Here is a 15,965-nt window from a genome sequence, read left to right as displayed (position 1 = left end):
TTGCTGACCGTGCGACTTGCATGTGTTAAGCATGCCGCCAGCGTTCACTCTGAGCCAGGATCAAACTCTCAGGTTCAACAATCCCCGATCTCACATCGCCATCTCAGACGACACTCAACCAGCGATCCTTACCCGCCTAACTCACTCAACACCGACACAAATTCCATCCGGCCACCCTTCCCCCCGTACCCATACCCTCCAGCCCCTCACAGGACCTTCAGGACAAGCAGCAGGAAGCCACTCAACCAAGGGCAACCACTCTACTTCCCTCAACAGATGCACAGTCTCAATGAACAAGTGAGGCAACCAGAAGCCGTTCCCCTCTCAGGGCGCCCAGCCTCGACTGTCTCGATACCGCCTCCAGGGCGGGCCAGAGAAGCTAGCGGAAGTCCCGCCGGTCTTCAAGACCACCTCGTCGTCGGTGAGCGCTTTCTAAGTCCCAGACCCACAACTGTCAAACAGGATGCGGAACCCCACCTCACCCCCGTGAAAGCCGCAGAACTCCTGGGTTCGCCATGCAAAAGGGGCGGCCCCGGAAGGACCGCCCCTGCACATCGTCTCAACTTATCCACAGAAATCGCGCGGCGACGCGACCCGCTCAGCTGTCGGCGCGGATCCCGTTGTCCCGGATCACCTGCCCCCAGCGCTCGATCTCGTTCGCGACGAAACGCCGGCAGGTCTCGCCATCCGTCGCCTGGATGTCGCAGCCCTGCTCCTCGATCCGCGCCTTGACCTCGGGCTCCCGCAGCACCTGCGTCAGCGCCGCATGCATCCGGTCCATGATCGGCTGCGGCGTCCCGGCCCGGCCGAACATCGCCCACCAGGTCGGTGCCTCGAAATCGCCGAAGCCCTGCTGCGCGAAGCTCGGTGTCCCCGGCACGTGCCGGCTTTCCGTCCGCGTCGTCACGCCGAGCGGCCGCAGCGTCCCGTTCCGGATGTGCTGGGACACGATGACCACGTTCGTCATGAACAGCGGCACCTCGTTCGCCACCGCCGCCGTCACGGCCGGCCCGCCGCCGCGATAGGGCACATGGGTCAGCTTGAAGCCGTTCTGCTGCTGCAGCAGCGTCGTCGCGATATGCGCAAGGCCGCCGGCGCCGGAGGTCGCGTAGTTGTACCGATCGGGCTCCCGCTTCGCGGCATCCACTACGTCCCGGAAGGTCCGGAAGGGCGTGGAGCTGTGGCAGACCATCGCCAGCGGCCCCGTCGCCACCAGGCTCACCGGCGCGAAGGCCTCGAGCGTCCGGTAGGTCAGCCGCATCAGGGTCTGGTTCGGCCCCTCATTGTCGTACTGGAACATCCAGGTGGAGCCATCCGCCGGCGCCCTTGCCGCCTCCGCCGCACCGATGGCGCCGGAGGCGCCGCCGCGGTTCTCGATCACCACGGGCTGGCCGAGCACCTGCGCGAGCCGCGGCTGGAACAGGCGGGCGATCGTGTCGGTGGACCCGCCGGGCGCCCAGGGGACGATCAGGCGGATGGGCCGGTCGGGCCAGCTGCCCTGCGCGCGCAACACGGCGGGCGTGGCGATACCCATGGCGGACAAGGCGATAAGACTGCGGCGCTGGACCATGCGCTCGACTCCTCCCCGGAATTGGCGGGCGATTGCCCTTTCCCGACCCATGCCATCCACCGGCGCCCCGCACAAGCGAGGCACCGGCCACAGCGCCGTCAGCTATCCGCGCGGATGTCGTTGTCGCGGATCACCTTGCCCCATTTCTCGATCTCGGAGCGGACGAAGGCCTCGGTCTGCTGGGGCGTGCTCGCCACGATCTCCGCCCCCTGGTCGGCCATCCGCGCCTGGACATTGGCGTCCTGCAGCGCCTGCGCCACCGCCTGCTGCATCCGAGCCGTGATCGGCGCCGGAATCCGCGCGGGCCCCACCAGCACCCAGTAGGTCAGGGCCTCGAAATCCGGGAAGCCCTGGTCGGCGAAGGGGATGACGTCCGGCAGGAAGCGGCTCCGCGTCTTCTGCGTGATGCCGAGCGGGCGCAGCGCGCCCTGCCGGATATGCGGCAGGATGATCACGATGTTGGACATGAACAGCGGCACATGCCCCGCCAGGCTGTCCTGCAGCGCCGGCCCGCCGCCGCGATAGGGCACGTGCTCCAGTTCGAACCCCCCGCGCTGCTGCAGCAGCACGGTCGCGATATGGGCGCCGCTGCCGACCCCCGTGGTCGCGTAGTTCAGCGTCTTCGGCGCCGCCTTGGCCGCCGTCACCATCTGGCTGAACTGCTGGAAGGGCTGCTGCGGGTGGGTCACCAGCGCATAGGGGCAGGTGCCGACGAGGGTGCAGTAGGTGAAGCTCTCCCCCGCGCGGTAGGGCAGTTGCATCAGCGTGTCGTTGGTGGCCAGCGTGTCGTTCGCCAGGCACCAGGTGTAGCCATCCGGTGCCGCCCGCGCGGCCTCCCCGTTCCCGACCGAACCGGATGCACCCGCCCGGTTCTCCACCACGATCGGCCGGCCCAGGATCTCCTGCATCTTCGGCTGCAGGATGCGCGCGACCGTGTCGTTGGACCCGCCCGGCGGGAAGGGGATGATGATCCGGATCGGCCGGTCCGGCCAGGCGCCCTGCGCCCCCGCGACCCGCGGCGCGGCCAGCGTGGCAAGGGGGGCGGCGAGCACGGCGCGGCGCTTGAACATCATCGGTCTCCCTGGTTCGTTGCGCCCATTGCCGCACGGCAGGGGCGGGCGATCAAGGCCCGACCGCATGACGTCACGCCGCGATCGGCACCCCCGTCCCGCCCGCCCGGCCGAACCCTTCCGCGATGTGCCGCGCCAGCGCATCCGCCGCCGGCACCCCCATCGCGGCTTCGTGACGAAGCAGCAGGATGCCCATGTCCGGCAACGCGGGCAGCCCCTCCGCCTCCCCCATCCAGGAGAGGCCCTCGGGCAGCGTCGTCGGCGTGCTGACGGTCAGCGCCAGCCCTGCCAGCGCCACGGTGAAGCATCCGGTCTGCGTGGCCGAATTGTAGGTCACGCGCGCTGCCCGCCCCTGCTTGCGCAGCGCCGTCAGCGCCGCGTTCCGCCAGGTGCAGACCGCATCGGGGCGCGACAGCGCCAGCGGCAGGGGCTCCCGCCGATGCAGCCCGTGCCGCGGGCTGCCGACCCATCGCAGCGGCCCCCGCCACACCCGCTGCGCCGGCGCGCCCTGCGGTTCCTGCCCCTCGCTGATCAGGGTCATGTCGAGCCGCCCTTCGCGGAAATGCACCGCCAGCGCGTCGGAGTTCAGGCAGGTCACGTCCAGCTCGACGGCCGGATAGGTCTCCGCGAAGCGCGCCAGGATCTGCGGCAGCCAGTTCAGCGCGTAGTCGTCGGGCGTGCCGAGCCTGACCGTTCCCACCATCGGCGGCGCCCTGAAATTGCCGATGATCTCGTCGTTCAGCGCCAGCATCTCCCGCGCCCGGTCGAGCAGCCAGGCGCCCTGCGGCGTCGGCTGCACCCCCTTCGGCGTGCGCATCAGCAGGGGATGCCCCAGCATCTCCTCCAGCCGGCGGATCTGCATGGAGATCGCGCTCTGCGTCCGCCCCACGCGTTCCGCCGCGCGGGTGAAGGACCCGCCCTCCGCGATCAGCACGAAGCTGCGCAGCAGGTCGGGGTCGAGGCCAGGGGGTGGGGCTGCCATGGCGACCATCATCAACAAATCTGATGCGCAACGTCAACAGAACTCGTTTTACTGATCCTTCCCGCTATCCGATCCTTCCGTTGCCACCACTGGCAACAGCCATCCGGCCCGCGGGGCCGGCAGCAGAAGGAATGCACACCATGTCCGGCTTCGTGATCACCCCGGGTGCCCTCCGGCAGAGCGGCACCGCCGCCCGCCGCAAGGCAGTCGCGGGCAACACCTGGCTGGACTGGCTCGGCCAGGCACTCCGCGCCGTCACCACGCGCCGCTACCTCGCCGAGATGGATGACCGCATGCTGAAGGATATCGGCCTGACGCGGATGGACGCCGCCGAGGAAGCCAACCGCGCGCCTTGGGATTTCGGCCCCAGGGGAATGTAGGTCCCGATGCAGCGCCCGCCGGCCATTCCGGCGGGCGCAGATCTGCGCTACCGGATCGGCCCTCTCCTGCCGTCTCCGGAACTGGAACCCATGTCGGTCCGCACCCGCTTCGCCCCCTCCCCCACCGGCTACCTCCATATCGGCGGCGCCCGCACCGCGCTGTTCAACTTCCTCTTCGCGCGCCGGCATGGCGGCCAGTACCTGCTGCGCATCGAGGATACGGACAAGCAGCGCAGCACCCAGGAAGCGGTGGACCAGATCCTGGAAAGCCTCGCCTGGCTCGGCCTCTCCCCCGACGAGCCCCCCGTGATGCAGTCGAGCCGCGAGGCCCGCCACGCCGAGGTCGCGCGCGAGCTCCTGGCGAAGGGCGCCGCCTACCTCGCCTATGACACGCCCGACGAACTCGCCGCCGCCCGGGCGGAAGCCGAGGCCCAGAAGCGCCCCTTCAAATACGATGGCAGCCGCTGGATCGACCTCGACCCGGCCAAGGCCCCCGCCATCGCCCCCGCCATCCGCATCAAGGCACCCAAGGGCGGGGAGACGCTGGTGCCGGACCTCGTGCAGGGCGATGTCCGCGTGAACCATGCGGAGCTGGATGACATGATCATCCTCCGCTCCGACGGCACGCCCACCTACCTGCATGCCGTGGTGGTGGACGACCACGACATGGGCATCACCCATGTCATCCGCGGCGACGACCACCTGACCAACACCTTCCGCCAGTGCATGGTCTATGACGCCATGGGATGGCGGCGGCCGGCCTTCGCCCACATCCCCCTTATCCACGGCGCGGACGGCGCCAAGCTGTCCAAGCGCCACGGCGCCGTCGGCGCGCTGGAATTCCGGGAGCAGGGGCTGCTGCCGGAAGCCGTCTGCAACTACCTGCTCCGCCTCGGCTGGGGCCATGGCGATGAGGAGATCGTGCCCCGCGACCGCGCGATCGAGCTCTTCGACCTCAAGGATGTCGGCCGCGCCGCCTCCCGCATGGACTACGCCAAGCTGTCCCATGTGAACGCGGTCTATCTCCGTGCCGCCGATGACGACCGACTGCTGCACGACGTCACCGCGCGCCTCACGAAGCGCGGCATCGATTTCGGCACCACCGCCGCCGCCCGCATCCGCGCCCTGATGCCCGACCTGAAGGAACGCGCCCGCACCATCGAGGACCTGGCCAACGCCACCATCTTCGCGATCGGCGACGGTGCGCCCGAACCCGACGCCAAGGCGGCGGCGCTGCTCACGCCCGACGCCAAGGCGCGCCTCGCCGACCTCTCCGAGTTCCTGGCGGATGCGCCGTGGGAGAAGCAGGACCTGGAACGCTGGCTGCGTGACTACGCCGAGGTGAAGCAGGTGAAGCTCGGCCAGGTGGCCCAGCCGCTCCGCGTGGCGCTGACCGGCAGCACCCAGTCGCCGCCGATCGACGCGGTGCTGGTCGCGCTGGGGCGGGATGAATCGCTGCTGCGGATCACGGCGGCCGCCAACCGCTGACAGGACAAAGGGGGAGCGCTGCTCCCCCTTTGAACCCCCACGGCAAGGGCCAGCGGGCCCTTGCAACCCAAGCCTCATGGGCTGATTTTATCTAAATAATAAGAATGTGCGCTCGATTAGGCATAATCGGGCGATTCCGCTTGACCCCCTCCGCCCGGAACATCTAAAAAATAACTTAAGACGCGCGATTTGGTGCGCATCCGCATCAGGAGGATGTCATGCGTGGGCTACCCAAGCTGGCTTTCTGGCTCCTCGGTCTCACCGGCGTCGGCCTCTGGACCGCGCTGATCATGGCCCTCGCCCGCCTCCCCCTGCCGGTCGAACTCGCCCTCGGCGGCATGGGCCTCGTCTGCTGCTTCTGGGGCCACGCCATCCTCTTCCCGACCGAACGCGCCACCATCGCCGCCGCCGCCCCGGGCCGCATGGCGCGGGAGGATATGCTGCACTCCGTCTCCACCGCCCCCCTGCCCACCGGGGCCGCCCGCACGCTTTCCAGCCGCCCCCGCCGGGACCGCAACGCCGCGATGCAGGACATCCCGCCCGGCGATCTCCCGCCGCTGCTGCGCAGCCCCTTCGAGGAAGCGGCGCGGATGGAAGCCCGCCGCCTGGCGGAGGCCATCACCGCCACCGGCGTCTTCGGCCCCGTCACCGTGACGCTCCAGGCCGATGGCACCGCCCTCGTCGCCCCCGTCCAGGCGCAGGACGCCGTCCGCCTCCCCGCCGCCACCGTGCTCCGCTTCGCCACCCTGGCCACCCTGCCCGATGGCCTGGCCCCGAACGGCGCCCTCCAACCCGGACAGGGCCTCTGGCCAGGCAAGGATCTCCAGGCCGCGATGGAGGCCCATATCCTGGCCGCCACCGGCATCGCCCCGGACGCCGCGCCCCTGCCCCCCGCGCCGACCCCGGCCGCCCTGCCCGCCTGGGCCACCCCCCTGCCCGGCTCCCGCACGGCCTGACCACGGGTGGCGCCGCCGGTTGCAACCGGCCGGCGCCGCTCGCCTCCTGATGCGTTGCGGAGCCGACCCGATCGCGCGAATACTCGCCGCCCTGCCCGCCGCCTCCACCCCAGGATACCCCGATGCCCGTGATCGTCGGCGCTGACGGCGACGACGTCGCCACCCCCGCCTTCCAGTCGGAAGGCGTCACCGGCGGGGCGCCCGGCGAGGGGGCCGATACCCTCTTCGGCCTGCGCGGCCACGATACCCTCGATGGCGGCGGCGGCGACGACCGCATCCATGGCGATGAGGGCAATGACGTGCTGGTCGGCGGCGATGGCGCCGACACCATCTTCGCCCTCGCCGACAATGATGCCGTCTATGGCGGCCTGGGCGCCGACAGCCTCTTCGGCGGCGAGGGCGCCGATTCGATCATCGGCGGCGAGGATGCGGACACCCTCTTCGGCGGCGAATCCGACGATACGCTGGATGGCAGCATCGGCGACGATCGCCTGTTCGGCGAAGCGGGCGCCGACAGCCTGAATGGCGCGGATGGGCAGGATACCCTCTCCGGCGGCATCGCCGCGGACAGCCTGGATGGCGGCGCCGGCAACGACCAGGTGAACGGCGATGACGGCACCGACTGGCTGCTGGGCGGGGCCGGCGCCGATACGCTGAATGGCGGGTCGGATGCCGATACCCTCGAAGGCCAGGCCGATTCCGACCAGCTGAACGGCGAGGCCGGCACCGACAGCCTCCTCGGCGGCGCGGGCGACGACACGCTGAATGGCGGCGACGACGCCGATGCGCTGGACGGCGGCGACGGCGCTGACCAGCTCAACGGAGAACAGGGCACGGACAGCCTCTCCGGCGGCGACGGCGCCGATACCCTCTCCGGCGGCCTGGATGGGGACACCCTCGAAGGCGGCGCGGGCAACGATCTGCTCGATGGCGGCGCCAGCCAGGATGTGCTGCGCGGCGATGGCGGGGATGACACCCTCTCCGGCGGCGACGCCCCCGATACGCTGCTCGGCGGCGACGGCCATGACCAGCTCTCCGGCGATGCCAGCGCGGACAGCCTGGATGGCGGCGCGGGGGACGACACGCTGCGCGGCGGGCTCGACGTCGATACCCTGGATGGCGGCGCCGGCAACGACAACCTCGATGGCGGGGAAAGCGCCGACAGCCTCTGGGGCGGCGATGGCGACGACGTCCTGCTCGGCGGCATCGATGCCGATACGCTGCGCGGCGCCGCCGGCAACGACACGCTGATCGGCGGCACGGGCTATGAACTGCTCGATGGCGGCGAGGGCGACGACTACGTCGCCAATGGTGCCGGCGAAGACCAGATCGATGGCGGGGCCGGCATCGACCGCATCGATTTCTCCGGCGTCACCCCGGCCTCCTCGGGCGCGCCACCCGGCAGCGTCTTCACCGTCAACCTGCCCGGCTTCACCTTCGGGGAAGGCGCCTTCGCCACCGGCGGCCTCGCGAATGTCGAGCATGTCACCGGCTCCGCCTATGCCGACCACATCATCGGCACGGCAGCCGCCAACGAATTGCAGGGCGGCGCCGGCATCGACACGCTGGCGGGCATGGGCGGCGATGACTACCTTTTCGCCGGCGCCGATGGCGCCTCCCTCTCCGGCGGAGAGGATGACGACAATCTGCAAGGCGGCACCGGCGCCTCCACCCTGCGCGGCGATGGCGGGCAGGACTTGCTGCAGGGCGGCACGGGGCACGACCTGCTGGATGGCGGCACCGGCAACGACACTCTCTCGGGCGGCGCTGGCAATGACACGCTGACGGGAGGGGACGGCAGCGCCGACATCCTCTCCTACCGCGAAGGCGCCACCGGCGCCGTCATCAATCTCGCCACCGGCATCGCCAGCGATGGGCGAGGCGGCACCGACAGCCTGCAAGGCGGGTTCGAGGGCCTGTACGGCAGCGATTTCGGGGACACGATCACCGGCAGCGGCGCCGCCGACTCCATCTGGGGCTTCACCGGCGCGGACCACATCCAGGCCGGCGAGGGCGCCGACAGCGTCTTCGGGGCGGAGGGCGCGGACAGCCTGCTCGGCGGCGGCGGGAACGACCTGCTGGATGGCGGCGCGGAGGCCGATACCCTGCTGGGCGAGGCCGGCGACGACAGGCTCTCCGGCATGGACGGCGACGTGCTGGATGGTGGCGCCGGCAACGATGTCCTGGCCGCGACGTCACCCGGCGCCGTCAGCCTTTCCGGCGGCGCGGATGACGACACGCTGCTGGGCGGCGGAAGCGCCACGCTCGATGGCGGCACGGGCAACGACTACCTCTCCGGCGGCCTGGTGCTGGCCGGCGGCGATGGCGAGGACACGCTGCTCGGCCTCGACGGCTCCCGCCTCGATGGCGGTTCGGGCGATGACCGCCTGACCGGCGGCGCGACGCTTCAAGGTGGGGCGGGGCACGACACGCTGCTCGGCCTCGATGCCTCCCGCCTCGATGGCGGCAGCGGCGATGACAGCCTGGCAGGCGGCGCGACGCTTCTCGGCGGAGAGGGTGACGACACGCTGCTCGGCCTCGATGCCTCCCGCCTCGATGGCGGCACCGGCGATGACAGCCTGGCGGGCGGCGCGACGCTTCTCGGCGGAGAGGGTGACGACCACCTCGCCACCACCATCGCGGGCGCCGCGACCCTCGCGGGCGGGCTCGGCGACGATACCCTGGTGGGTGGCCGCGCTTCGACCCTGGATGGCGGGGAAGGCGGTGACTCGCTGCAGGGCGGCGCGCTGCTCCGGGGCGGCGCGGGCGATGACACGCTGCATGGCGACGCCTACGCCTTGCTGGATGGCGGCACGGGGAATGACCTGCTCTCCGGTGGCGCCACCCTGGTCGGCGGCGATGGCGATGACGTGCTGCTCGCCACGATCGCCACCGGGCCGAGCCTGTTGAGCGCCGACTACCTGTACGGGGGCGCCGGCATCGGGCTTGGCGGCGGCGGCGGCGGGCTGGGCGGAGGCGTGACCACCGCCGGAACCTCCTTCATCTCCGGCGATGCCGGGAACGACTCCCTCGCCGGTGGCACCGGCGCCAGCACCCTCGCCGGCGGCACGGGCCATGACACGCTCTCCGCCGGCGGCGCGAACCTGCTGCGGGGCGAATCCGGCCGCGACGTGCTGCGGGACGAGGGCGCCGGCGGCGCCACCCTCTCCGGCGGTCTCGCCGCGGACACGATCACCGGCGGAACCGGCGCCTCCCTCCTGATGGGAGAGGGCGCGAATGATGTCATCACCGGCGGCCTCGGCGCCGATACGCTGCTGGGCGGCGCGGGCGACGACACGCTGACGGCGATGGGCGCGCAGTATCTGAACGGCAATGGCGGCCGCGACCTGCTGCGGAACCTGGGCGACGACGCCGCCACCCTCTTCGGCGGCAATGGCGATGACAGCCTGGTCGGCGGCCATGCGGGAGACCAGCTTTTCGGCGGCGCGGGCAACGACACGCTCTCCACCGAGGCCGGCGCCGCCATGCTGGATGGGCGGGAAGGGAACGACAGCATCATCGCCGGCGGCAGCGTCGCCGTGGTGCAGGGCGGCGCGGGCGACGACATCATCCGCGTGACCGGCGGCGCCGCCTACATCGATGGCGGCACCGGCAACGACACCATCCAGGCCGGCGACACCGCCGCGCGCCTGCTCGGCGGCAGCGGCGACGACCACCTGCTCGGCGGCCTCGGCGCCGACACCCTGCTCGGCCAGGCCGGCGCCGATACGATGGAAGGCGGCGCGGGGAATGACCGCTACGAGGTCACCGATGCCGGCGACCGCGTCATCGAACAGGCCGGCGGCGGCAGCGCCGACTGGGTCACCGCCTGGCTCGACCACAATTTGGCGGCGGAGGTCGAGAACCTCAGCCTCGTCCCCGGCTCGGCCCGCCTCGGCACAGGCAACGACCTCGGCAACCTCATCCTCGGCAACGCCACGGACAACCTGCTCTCGGGCCTTGGCGGCAATGACTCCCTCCAGGGCGGCAAGGGCGACGACACGATGCTGGGCGGGTCGGGGGCGGACAGCCTGCTGGGCCAGGTCGGTGACGACAGCCTCGAGGGCGACGCCGGGGCGGATACGCTGGATGGCGGGCTGGGGGCGGATACGCTGACGGGCGGCGCCGGCGCCGATGAGTTCGTGCTGGAGAACCTGCCGGCCGCGGAGTTCGACCGCTACCGCAGCGAGGATCCGGACCTCATCACCGATTTCGACGCGGAGGAGGACCGCCTGGTCCTGGCCGGCTACGGCTTCGCCGATGTCGGCGCCGCCAAGGCGGCCATGCTGCAATCCGGCGCTGATGTCCTGCTGACCCTCGGCCAGGACAGCGTCATCCTCCGCGGCGTCACGATCGACCTGTTCGACGCGGACAATATCGAGCTGCGCTGAGCCCCGTTTCCGCTGGCACCGGCGCTGCCGTTCCTGCTATGTTCGGAACGCCAGCGCCACAGCCGCGCCCGGTCGCTGCCGCGCCGGGAATTTGTCCAAAAGCGGTGCGCGAAAACGGTGCTAAACGCCCCTAATCGGCATAAACGGCATAAGTCGCTTAGTGACTAAAAAGCCACAGCCTACCGCGGCGTGACGATCCGGCAGGCTCGCGACGCCGCCCGCGCCAGCAGCAGCATCCGCCGCGCCGCGACGGCCCCTGTCGCCGCATCGCCCACCACGCTCGCCACCAGCGGGTTGGTCGTCACCGCCGTCACCGCCGCATTGATGGCGATGTCCGCCGCCGCCACCGCGCCCGCCTCGAACAGCGTCCGCCGCAGCAGCTTCAGCGTGCCCGCGACGCCGGGCCGCAACCCATGGATCGCCGCGACCTCCCGCACCAGCCGCACGCCGCGCCAGGCGATGAACAGCCCGTCCAGCGCCGGGGATGGCACCACGGCCGTCGCGGCCAGGGATTGCAGGGCGGCCGCCCGCCCCGCCGCCACCGCCTGCCGGTCCAGCGCCGCCAGCGGCCCGGCTTCCAGCAGCGCGAGCAGGGTCGGCAGGTCACTTGCCTGCTTCAGCGCCGGCAGGGTAGGCGCCGCCGCCGGCACCCGCGCCGCCCAGTCCAGCACCGCCCGCCGGGCGGCGGCATGGTCGCCCCGCGCCACCGCTTCCCGGCCACGTTCCACGCTTTCCAGCGCCGCCAGGCCGCGCAGCTCCCGCAGCCCGGCCCAGCCGATCAAGCCGTAGCCGAGCGCCGCCACGCCCAGGGTCAGCCAGCCCAGCGGCGCGCCCCGCGCGAACTGGTCCGCCACGAAGCCCGCCACATCGATCGCGGACAGGCCGAGCAGCAGCACCAGCACACCCATGGCCGCCAGGGCCGGCGCCGACCAGCGCCGCGAGATGGGCGGCGGCGCCACCGGCACCACCGCCTGGTCCCAGCCGAGGTCGAGCCGCGGCGCCGGCCGCGCCGCCTCCTCCGTCAGCACCCGCGGGCCGCGCGGCATCTTCTCGCTCACAACAGGTCTCCGATCAGCGCCGCCAGCAGCGCGTCGAGACCCAGATGGGGAATGCCGGCGGCCCCGTCACCCAGCAGGCGGGGCGGCTGGAAGGCCGGCATCTCGAAATAGGGCGCGTCCCAGAACTCCGGCCCGGGGCGCCGCAGCGGCACCTCGCCGGGATAGACGGGCGTGAGGCGCCCGTCGCGCATCAACACGCCGCGCACGGCGGCGACCGGCCGCCCCTCCAGCAGGGCGGAAGTATCCTCCGTGCAGCGGATGGCCGCGATCGCCCGCACCGGCGTCTCCGCCCCCAGCACGGAGGGCGTCTGCCGCCCGACCAGGTCCCCCATCAGGGAGGCCAGGGCCTCCCGCGCCCGCGCGGGAACGTGATCCGCCTTGGTCGCCGCAAAGCCGACGCGCCGCACCCCCTGCCCGGTCAGGAGGTCCATCCACCCGCCGCCCTGGCGCAGCGCCGCGGCGATGGCGGCCAGCGCCTCCGCCGTGTCGTCGAAGGCCTGCTCCCCGGCATGCAGCGCGCCCAGCGCATCCACCAGCACCACCTGGCGGTGGAAGCGGCGGAAGAAGGGATCGAAGAAGGCGGCGCGCTGGTCAGCGAGATACGCCGCATGCCGGCGCCGCAGCAGGTCCGCGAGGCCGCCGCCATGGCCCTCCGGCAGCGGGAAGAACCAGAGCAGCGGCGCCTCCCCCCGCGGGCCCGGATTCAGCGCCCGGCCCGGCTGCAGGAAGCGGAACCCCATCTCGTCCCGCAGCCGCAGCAGGGCAGCGCGATACAGGCGGAAGCCCTCCCGCGCCAGCGCCTCCTCCGCCGTCGCCCGCGGCGGCAGCGCATCGACGAAGGCCAGGAACTCGGCCGCCGCCTCCGCCCGCCGCCCCACGCGGAGCCGCGCCAGCGTCTCCCGCGACCACTCCTCGAACCCCTGCTCCAGCATGGGCAGGTCGAGCAGCCACTCCCCGGGATAGTCCAGCAGTTCCAGCGTGACCCGCCGGTCCCCCATCACCATCCCCCGCGCCTGGCCGAGCCAGGAGGCGGGTGAGACGGTCAGCTCCAGCTCCAGCGTGGAAAGATCCTCGGTCCGCCCCGGCCAGCGCGGCGGATCGGCGGCGAGCGCCGCCAGATGCCCCGGCGCGTCGAAGCGCGGCGTTGCCTCCGTGCCCGCCGGCACCAGCCGCACGCCGCGCAGCCTTCCGCCGGCGGCCGCTTCCAGCGCCGGCAGGGTCCGCGCGCCCTGCCCCGCCGCCAGCAGATTCGCCACCACGGAGGTCAGGAACACCGTCTTGCCGGCCCGCGACAGGCCGGTGACGGCCAGGCGAACGCGTTCCCGCCCCGCCATGGCCCGCGCCAGGTCGGACATGCCGGCCAGCGCGTCCTCGATCGGGGTCAGCAGCGGCATGAGGGCGCGGCGCTTACTTCCGCTCGATCAGCTCGATCTTGTAGCCGTCCGGGTCCTCGACGAAGGCGATGACCGTGGTGCCGAACTTCACCGGCCCTGGCTCCCGCGTGATCTTGGCACCCGCCGCGCGCAGCGCCTCGCACATGCCGTAGACATCCGGCACGCCGACGGCGAGGTGCCCGAAGGCATTGCCGAGGTCGTACTTCTCGGTCCCGTAGTTGTAGGTCAGCTCCACCACGGCGGCGCCGGTCGCCTCCTCCGCATAGCCCACGAAGACCAGCGTGTACTTGCCCTCCGGCACGTCGCGGCGGCGCAGTTCCTTCATGCCGAGCAGTCGCGTGTAGAAGTCCACGCTCCGCTCCAGGTTGCCGACGCGGATCATGGTGTGCAGCAGGCTGCTCATGGCGTGTGTCCTTGCAGGGTCTTGTCGATGTTGATCGCCACCAGGAACAGCCCGGCGGCATCGGCAGCGGATATGGTGGCGTCGCGGTCGATCACGATGGTCCCGTAGTGGCCATCGCGCCGCGCTTCCACCGCGATGCCGCGCAGCCCGGCGGCGGCGGCGGCGCGGATGGTGTCGGGGCCGATCACGGGCAGGTCCACCAGCTTGCTCTGCGCCGGCTTCACCAGCTTCACCAGCACGCCGCCATCCCCCTCCCGCCGCAGCGCGCCGGAGCGCGCGAGCATCGCGTCGGTTCCCTCGATCGCCTCCACCGCCAGCACCAGCCCCTGCTGCACGACGCAGCCCTGCCCCGTATCCGCCTGGCCGAGCTGGCGACAGACGCCGATGCCCCGCCGGATGTCCTCCCACGCCTCCGCATCCGGCCGCGCCCGCGTGGCGACACCCTCCTCGATCAGCAGCGCCTGGAAGACCTCCTGCGCGCCGATGGGGTTGAAGCCCTGTTCGCGAAGCACGGAGACGACGGCGCTGAGCAGGGCGTCATCGCCGCCGAACAGCGCCTTGCGCCCGATCCGCGCCAGCAGCCGCGCGCCTTCGGCGTCGAGCCGCAGCGACAGGATGGAGGGCCGCTGCACGCGACCGGCCAGCACAAGGTCCCGCGCGCCCGCGCGGCGCAGCAGCGACAGCGCCTGCCCCACCTCCCCCAGGCGCACCACCCCATGGCGGTAGTCCCGCCATTCCGCCGGATCGGCGAAGCCCTGGAGCAGCACGGCGAAGACCGGCCTGCCGGCGCGGCGCGCCGCGTCCGCCACGCGGAGCGGCATCACGCCGCCGCCGGCAATCAGGCCGAGCGGCTGGGCCGGCAGCTGTCCCGGCTGTGCCGGGTTGCGGATCGGGGGCGGCAGGCTCACGCGGCCTCCCCGCCCTCCTCCTCCTCCGCCGCACGGCCGAAGGGGCAGAGGCCATGGCGGCCACGGTTGCGCGCGAAGGCGAGGATCTCCGACACCAGCGCGTTGCCGGGATGCGCGGCGGCGATCGCCTCCACATGGTCCTCCGGCCGCCCGCCGCGATAGAGGTCATGCACCGCCCGCGCCACCACCATCACCTGGTCCTTGGACAGGCCGAGGCGCCGGCGCATGGCAATGGTGTTGAGGCCGTGCAGTTTGGCGCGATAGCCCTTGGCGCGGCCATAGGGCAGCACGTTGCGCTCCACCCCCGACATGCCGGCAACCATGGCCATGCGGCCGATGCGCACGAATTGCTGGATGGCGGCGCCGCCCTGGATCACGGCGAAGTCGCCGATCTCGACATGGCCGGCCAGCATGACGTTGTTCACCAGGATCACGCCATCGCCGATCCGGCAGTCATGCCCCACATGCGCCACGCACATCACCAGGCAATCGGCGCCGATCCGCGTCATGCCGTCGCCGCCCGTGCTGCCGCGATGGATGGTGGCGTGCTCCCGCACCTGCGTGCGCGCGCCGATGGACACGCCCGTCGGCTCGCCCTTGTACTTCAGGTCCTGCGGCGGCAGGCCGATGGTCGCGAAGGGGAAGATCTTCGCCCCCGCGCCGATGAAGGCGCGGCCGTCGATGACGACATGCGCCACCAGCTCGACCCCCGCCTCCAGCACCGCCTCGGCGGAGACGACGCAGCCCGGCCCGATGCGGCAGCCCGCGCCGATGCTGGCGCCGGGCGCCACATGGGCGGCAGGATGGATGAAGGCATCGGCATGGATGCCGGCGGGCGGCGGCACGGCGTCCACGGTGGCTTGTCCGTTCACTTATCGAGAATCATGGCGGCGTAGGTGGCCTCGGCCACGACCTTGCCGTCCACCTTCGCCTCGGCGTTGAAGCGCCAGATGTTGCCGCGCTGCTTCTCCTTCACGACATGCACGCGCATCTGGTCGCCCGGCACCACGGGCTTGCGGAACTTCGCGCTGTCCACCGTCATGAAATAGACCAGCTTGCCCTGGGCGGAGGGCCCCAGCGTCTCCACCACCAGCACGGCGGCGGTCTGCGCCATGCTCTCGATGATCAGCACGCCCGGGAAGACCGGATGCTGCGGGAAGTGGCCCTGGAAGAAGTTCTCGTTGATGGAGACGTTCTTGATGCCGACGGCGGAGACGTTGGGGACGATGTCCACGACGCGGTCCACCAGCAGGAAGGGGAAGCGGTGCGGGATCGCCTGCATGATGCGGGCGATGTCATAGGGTTCTACGGTCGCGGCGGGCGTTGCCGCCTGGGGTTCTGTGCTCTGGTCCATCGTCGTCTCTT

At 71.6% G+C, this 15,965-nt stretch carries 13 protein-coding genes and 1 rRNA gene; 4 read left to right on the top strand and 10 right to left on the bottom strand.

Annotated elements, in window-relative coordinates:
- From G3576_RS27410 to G3576_RS27395, 4 genes are all read right to left on the bottom strand, one after another.
- Positions 1-76: ribosomal RNA gene (locus tag G3576_RS27410) — 16S ribosomal RNA — on the bottom strand; the annotation flags it as partial.
- Between the two features lie 522 nt (positions 77-598).
- Positions 599-1,570 carry a Bug family tripartite tricarboxylate transporter substrate binding protein gene (locus G3576_RS27405; RefSeq protein WP_164697673.1) on the bottom strand — a complete coding sequence of 324 codons (972 nt, stop codon included), beginning with the start codon at positions 1,568-1,570 and terminating at the stop codon, positions 599-601.
- Between the two features lie 98 nt (positions 1,571-1,668).
- Positions 1,669-2,640 (bottom strand): tripartite tricarboxylate transporter substrate-binding protein, encoded by a 972-nt coding sequence (locus tag G3576_RS27400; RefSeq protein WP_235952485.1) that lies wholly within the window; start codon positions 2,638-2,640, stop codon positions 1,669-1,671.
- 73 nt (positions 2,641-2,713) lie between these two features.
- Positions 2,714-3,622: a LysR family transcriptional regulator gene (locus tag G3576_RS27395; RefSeq protein WP_235952484.1), complete on the bottom strand. Its 909-nt coding sequence runs from the start codon at positions 3,620-3,622 to the stop codon at positions 2,714-2,716.
- A gap of 140 nt (positions 3,623-3,762) precedes the next feature.
- Here G3576_RS27395 and G3576_RS27390 point away from each other — a divergent pair, with 140 nt between their 5' ends.
- The 4 genes from G3576_RS27390 (at position 3,763) to G3576_RS32425 (ending at position 10,837) form a co-directional block, all read left to right on the top strand.
- Positions 3,763-4,002, top strand: coding sequence for a DUF1127 domain-containing protein (locus tag G3576_RS27390; RefSeq protein ID WP_164697670.1), 240 nt, complete (start codon positions 3,763-3,765; stop codon positions 4,000-4,002).
- A 90-nt stretch (positions 4,003-4,092) separates the two neighbouring features.
- The gene (gltX, locus tag G3576_RS27385; protein WP_164697669.1) at positions 4,093-5,490 is read left to right on the top strand and encodes a glutamate--tRNA ligase; all 1,398 of its coding nucleotides are present in this window, start codon (positions 4,093-4,095) and stop codon (positions 5,488-5,490) included.
- A 218-nt stretch (positions 5,491-5,708) separates the two neighbouring features.
- A complete protein-coding gene (locus G3576_RS27380) occupies positions 5,709-6,446 on the top strand; it encodes a hypothetical protein (protein ID WP_164697668.1) in 738 nt (245 codons plus the stop codon).
- A gap of 122 nt (positions 6,447-6,568) precedes the next feature.
- On the top strand, positions 6,569-10,837 hold the full coding sequence (locus G3576_RS32425) for a beta strand repeat-containing protein (RefSeq protein ID WP_164697667.1): 4,269 nt from the start codon (positions 6,569-6,571) through the stop codon (positions 10,835-10,837).
- Positions 10,838-11,016: 179 nt separating this feature from the next.
- Here G3576_RS32425 and G3576_RS27370 read toward each other — a convergent pair whose 3' ends face one another.
- From G3576_RS27370 to fabZ, 6 genes are read right to left on the bottom strand one after another with little or no spacing between them, the layout of a single operon-like run.
- Complete coding sequence (locus tag G3576_RS27370; RefSeq protein WP_164697666.1) at positions 11,017-11,895, bottom strand: DUF697 domain-containing protein; 879 nt, start codon at positions 11,893-11,895, stop codon at positions 11,017-11,019.
- Entirely contained in the window at positions 11,892-13,289 is a 1,398-nt protein-coding gene (locus G3576_RS27365; protein WP_164697665.1) for a YcjX family protein, read from the bottom strand. The genes G3576_RS27370 and G3576_RS27365 overlap by 4 nt, the downstream gene beginning before the upstream one ends.
- Positions 13,290-13,302: 13 nt before the next feature.
- The gene (gene gloA / locus G3576_RS27360) at positions 13,303-13,692 is read right to left on the bottom strand and encodes a lactoylglutathione lyase (RefSeq protein WP_164697664.1); all 390 of its coding nucleotides are present in this window, start codon (positions 13,690-13,692) and stop codon (positions 13,303-13,305) included.
- Positions 13,689-14,600: an LpxI family protein gene (locus G3576_RS27355; RefSeq protein ID WP_328729951.1), complete on the bottom strand. Its 912-nt coding sequence runs from the start codon at positions 14,598-14,600 to the stop codon at positions 13,689-13,691. The genes gloA and G3576_RS27355 overlap by 4 nt, the downstream gene beginning before the upstream one ends.
- The gene (gene lpxA / locus G3576_RS27350; protein ID WP_164697678.1) at positions 14,597-15,427 is read right to left on the bottom strand and encodes an acyl-ACP--UDP-N-acetylglucosamine O-acyltransferase; all 831 of its coding nucleotides are present in this window, start codon (positions 15,425-15,427) and stop codon (positions 14,597-14,599) included. The genes G3576_RS27355 and lpxA overlap by 4 nt, the downstream gene beginning before the upstream one ends.
- Positions 15,428-15,468: 41 nt before the next feature.
- Entirely contained in the window at positions 15,469-15,954 is a 486-nt protein-coding gene (gene fabZ, locus G3576_RS27345) for a 3-hydroxyacyl-ACP dehydratase FabZ (protein ID WP_164697663.1), read from the bottom strand.
- Between the last annotated feature and the right edge of the window lie 11 nt (positions 15,955-15,965).

Source organism: Falsiroseomonas algicola (assembly GCF_011040385.1).
Taxonomy (GTDB): Bacteria; Pseudomonadota; Alphaproteobacteria; order Acetobacterales; family Acetobacteraceae; genus Falsiroseomonas; species Falsiroseomonas algicola.
Note: the sequence above shows the minus strand (reverse complement) of the source record. Positions and strands in the feature narration are given on the sequence as shown.

Coding starts and splice junctions, on each gene's coding strand:
- G3576_RS27405 (WP_164697673.1), bottom strand. CDS start 1,570: ATGGTCCAGCGCCGCAGTCTTATCGCCTTGTCCGCCATGGGTATCGCC.
- G3576_RS27390 (WP_164697670.1), top strand. CDS start 3,763: ATGTCCGGCTTCGTGATCACCCCGGGTGCCCTCCGGCAGAGCGGCACC.
- G3576_RS27380 (WP_164697668.1), top strand. CDS start 5,709: ATGCGTGGGCTACCCAAGCTGGCTTTCTGGCTCCTCGGTCTCACCGGC.
- gltX (WP_164697669.1), top strand. CDS start 4,093: ATGTCGGTCCGCACCCGCTTCGCCCCCTCCCCCACCGGCTACCTCCAT.
- G3576_RS27395 (WP_235952484.1), bottom strand. CDS start 3,622: ATGGCAGCCCCACCCCCTGGCCTCGACCCCGACCTGCTGCGCAGCTTC.
- G3576_RS32425 (WP_164697667.1), top strand. CDS start 6,569: ATGCCCGTGATCGTCGGCGCTGACGGCGACGACGTCGCCACCCCCGCC.
- G3576_RS27400 (WP_235952485.1), bottom strand. CDS start 2,640: ATGTTCAAGCGCCGCGCCGTGCTCGCCGCCCCCCTTGCCACGCTGGCC.
- gloA (WP_164697664.1), bottom strand. CDS start 13,692: ATGAGCAGCCTGCTGCACACCATGATCCGCGTCGGCAACCTGGAGCGG.
- fabZ (WP_164697663.1), bottom strand. CDS start 15,954: ATGGACCAGAGCACAGAACCCCAGGCGGCAACGCCCGCCGCGACCGTA.
- G3576_RS27365 (WP_164697665.1), bottom strand. CDS start 13,289: ATGCCGCTGCTGACCCCGATCGAGGACGCGCTGGCCGGCATGTCCGAC.